Origin of the sequence: Mesorhizobium sp. M7A.F.Ca.CA.003.01.2.1, assembly GCF_003998945.1 — a bacterium.
GTDB lineage: Bacteria > Pseudomonadota > Alphaproteobacteria > Rhizobiales > Rhizobiaceae > Mesorhizobium > Mesorhizobium ciceri.
Window position 1 is genome coordinate 1 of sequence record NZ_RZRA01000331.1, and the last position, 3,759, is coordinate 3,759.

A 3,759-nucleotide genomic window follows, 5' to 3' on the forward strand; every position below is an offset into this window, starting at 1 on the left:
ATCGCAATTCTTGTTGCAGGGTTGAAATCCGGCCAGTTTGACGACCTCAGGCCGCGATCAGGTCCCGCGCCGCCAGGAGTTGCACGCAGGCGTTCGCCGCTTCCTTGCCCTTGACAGTGAAGTGCTCGAAGAAGAAGCGGTGGTGCTCGGCGCTGTCGTGGTAGTTGTGCGGGGTGAGCACCGCCGACAGCACCGGCACGCCGGTCGACAGCTGCACGTTCATCATGCCGTCGATGACAGCACTTGCGACGAACTCATGCCGGTAGATGCCGCCATTGACCACAAAGGCTGTGCCGAGGATCGCGGCATAACGGCCGGTCCCGGCCAGGGTCTTGGCATGCAGGGGAATTTCATAGGCGCCGGGCACGTCGAAGATGTCGACGGTGAAGCGCTCGTCTCCCAGAGAGGCCAGTTCAGCTTCGAAGGCCTGTACGCACTGGTCGACGATGTCGGCATGCCAGCGCGCGCGGATAACGGCGATGCGGGTCGTTTCATAGTCTTTATGGGAATGCTGATTCATGGGTCCATCCTTCCGTTTCGAACCAGAATCAGGACGCACGATACGGATTAAGCCCGCAAAAAGCGGGCCGGCTTCCGTTTCGTCCTCTTCCATCCGGACTGTAACCGTCGGCTCCGGAATCACACCGGATCTGCTGACCTTTCCACTAGAGCGCCACGCGTCCCTTGGACGCGTAAAGGACGCTCTAGCACTTAAGAATCCACGCATTGATGCGTGGACCGGAAAGCGCTCGCGGGCTTGGGTAGAAACCCTTACCGCCGGTGGGGACTTTCACCCCGCCCTGAGAACATTAACGGCTTTGTATGAAAGGGCAGGACGCTGCTGTCAACCGTGAGAAGGTTGGGCCAAGCACGTTCGACTACCGCGTGCGCCACGCCGCCGCCGATGCGGCGATCAGCATGAGCAGTGCTGCAACCATCACGCAGACAGCAAAGCCGAAGTTGGAATAAAGCGGCCCGAAGCTGGTGGTGCCGACAAAGACCGCGAGGTAAGTCACCGCACTGTTCAGCCCCATGATCGTGCCGCGCCGCGACGGATCGAGCGCCGACAGGCGCATCACCAGGACGTTCAGGCCGAAATGATTGGCCAGTCCCCAGATTGCCACCATGGTCAAGGTCAGCCCGAAACTGTCGCTCGTCGCCGCCATCGCGACGTAGACGACGGCGACAAGAAGATAGGCAAACGGCATGACGCGCCGCGCACCCAGTCTGTCGATGACGCCGTCGAGCAGAGCAGCGGTGCCGAAGCCTATGCCGTAGGCAAGCGCCGCCAGGCCATTGGCACTCACCGGCTGTCCAAGCCCGACATGAAGATGGTCGCCGAGATAGCCATAGACGCCGTAGAACGAAGTCATGAAGGCCGCGCACGCGACCAGCAGCGGCAGGATTCCGGGAATGCCGAGCGCTTCCAGCGGGGCGGGCGCCGGTCCGGCCTTCCTGGTGTCGCTGAGCGACGTCACTGTCAGTCCCATCCATGCAAGGGCCGCAAGCACCGCGACCGCCACGAAAACGGCGCGCCAATGCACAAGATCGGCAAGCACGGCCGACAGCGAGACGCCGGCGACCATGCTGAGCGTCCATCCGGTCAGCACGACGCCGATCGTGCCGCTCTCCCTGCCCGGTGGGGCGATGGCCGCCGCGCTGGCATAGATCGCCGGCATGGCGACGCCGGCGGCGATGCCGGCCAGCAGCTGTGCGGCGACCAGCATGATCACCGTGGGTGCCGCGGCGCTGGCGACCAGCGCCAGTGCCAACAGCAGCAGTGCGCCCTGCAGCATTCTGCGAGCACCGAGCCGGTCGATGTAGCGCGCCAGGAACAGCGCGCTGGCAGAGGTGCCGAGGCCGAACGCGGCCGCCGCAATCATCACGGCCGGCACGCTGGTCCCGAACGACGAGGCGACAGCCGGTGCAATCGGACCCAGCACCAGCGAGTTCGAGCCGATGACCGCGATGCAGCCCGTCAACAGATAGGCAAGCGCCGGGATCGGGGCTCGGGCAGTCAATGGTGCAAGTTGATCAATGTTCGACATATCGGCATAATGGCCGTATTCTATTCAGCGGAGAACCAGGAATTTCGCCATGGATGAAGAAACAGATGGCATTCTGCAGAACAGGCCGGCGGCCCGCGATCTCGACGCGATAGACCGAAGAATATTAGGTGTCCTGGTCGATGATGCCACGATCAGCTACGCCGAACTCGGCGATCGCGTCGGCTTGTCGCCACCGGCAGCGCATGAGCGGGTCAAACGGCTCCGGCGCAGCGGCGCCATCCGCAACACGGTCACCATCATCGATCCCCGGGCGGTGAAAAAGCCTTTGCTCGCCTTTGTCCATATCGACACCAGGGGCTGGGGAAAGACGCCGGAACTGATGGCGGTCTCGCAATATCCCGAAGTGGAGGAAATCCATACCGTCGCCGGCGACACCTGCATGCTGCTGAAGGTCCGCACCGAAGACACCAGGGCCCTCGAAGGCCTTTTGGCGCGCCTCTACGAAACGCCGGGCGTCACCTCGACGCGCAGCTATGTGGTGCTCTCGACCTATCTGGAGCGGCCGGTGCAGCCGGGTATCACCGAGACTTGGCCGACACCCAAGCACATGGCCGAGCCTCTGTACTAGAAGCGAGCGGCTACGCCCGCTCGGGAAACATCTGCTTCAGGCCCTCGCGCGAGGCCTTGGCGACACCGCGCTCGGTGATCAGGCCGGTCACCAGCCGCGCCGGCGTCACGTCGAAGGCCGGGTTGGCCGCCGGCGTCGTCTCAGGCGAAATGCGCACCTGGGCAATCTCGCCGGCGGCGGTCTTGCCCCAGACCAGCGAGACCTCGTCGGCCGAGCGTTGCTCGATCGGGATTTCGGCCAGTCCGTCATGCACCGTCCAGTCGATGGTCGGCGACGGCAGCGCGACATAGAACGGCACGTCGTTGTCGGCGGCGGCGAGCGCCTTGAGATAGGTGCCGATCTTGTTGCAGACGTCGCCGTCGGCGGTGGTGCGGTCGGTACCGACGATGACCATGTCGATTGCGCCGCGCTGCATCAGATGGCCGCCGGCATTGTCGACGATCAGCGTGTGCGGCACGCCGTGCCCGGCCATCTCCCAGGCGGTCAGCTGGGCGCCCTGGTTGCGCGGCCGCGTCTCGTCGACATAGACATGGACCGGAATGCCGGCTTCTGTGGCCAGGTAGATCGGCGCGGTCGCCGTGCCGTAATCGACCGTCGCCAGCCAGCCGGCATTGCAATGGGTCAGGATGTTGACCGGCTCGCCCTTCTGCTTGCGCGCCGCGATCGCCTTGATGATGGTGAGACCGTTCTCGCCGATGGCGCGGTTGAGGCCGACATCTTCGTCGGCGATCTCACTGGCCCGCCGATAGGCGGCTGCAGCGCGTTGTTCGGTAGGCAAAGGCCGCAGGAAGCGCCGCATTTCGTCCAGCGCCCAGCGCAGATTGATCGCGGTCGGCCGCGTCTCGTGCAGGGTCTCCCACACGGCGTCGAGCGCTGCATCCGACGCATCGTCGGCCATCTGCATGGCGACGCCATAGGCAGCGGTGACGCCGATCAGCGGCGCGCCGCGCACCCACATGTCGCGGATGGCGGTGGCGATGCCGGCAACCGTGCCGATCCTCTCGATGCGGAAATCATGCGGCAGCCAGCGCTGGTCGATGATATCGACCGAACGGCCATCGTCGCTCAGCCAGATGGTGCGATAGTGGCGGTCGCCGACGTTCAAATGCTGCTCTCCTGTTC

The 3,759-nt window shown here is 64.3% G+C and carries 4 protein-coding genes and 1 riboswitch; of the genes, 1 reads left to right on the forward strand and 3 read right to left on the reverse strand.

What is annotated here, in order from left to right; all coding sequences use genetic code 11:
• Window positions 1–46 precede the first annotated feature (46 nt).
• Both EN969_RS15190 and EN969_RS15195 read right to left on the reverse strand, forming a co-directional pair.
• The gene (locus EN969_RS15190; protein WP_063167604.1) at window positions 47–520 is read right to left on the reverse strand and encodes a 6,7-dimethyl-8-ribityllumazine synthase; all 474 of its coding nucleotides are present in this window, start codon (window positions 518–520) and stop codon (window positions 47–49) included.
• 77 nt (window positions 521–597) lie between these two features.
• A riboswitch (FMN riboswitch) is annotated at window positions 598–812 on the reverse strand.
• 66 nt (window positions 813–878) lie between these two features.
• Entirely contained in the window at window positions 879–2,048 is a 1,170-nt protein-coding gene (locus EN969_RS15195; protein WP_063167605.1) for an MFS transporter, read from the reverse strand.
• 49 nt (window positions 2,049–2,097) lie between these two features.
• Here EN969_RS15195 and EN969_RS15200 point away from each other — a divergent pair, with 49 nt between their 5' ends.
• Entirely contained in the window at window positions 2,098–2,637 is a 540-nt protein-coding gene (locus EN969_RS15200; RefSeq protein ID WP_013532925.1) for an Lrp/AsnC family transcriptional regulator, read from the forward strand.
• Window positions 2,638–2,647: 10 nt separating this feature from the next.
• Here EN969_RS15200 and mtnA read toward each other — a convergent pair whose 3' ends face one another.
• Complete coding sequence (gene mtnA, locus EN969_RS15205; protein WP_013532924.1) at window positions 2,648–3,742, reverse strand: S-methyl-5-thioribose-1-phosphate isomerase; 1,095 nt, start codon at window positions 3,740–3,742, stop codon at window positions 2,648–2,650.
• Window positions 3,743–3,759: the final 17 nt, after the last annotated feature.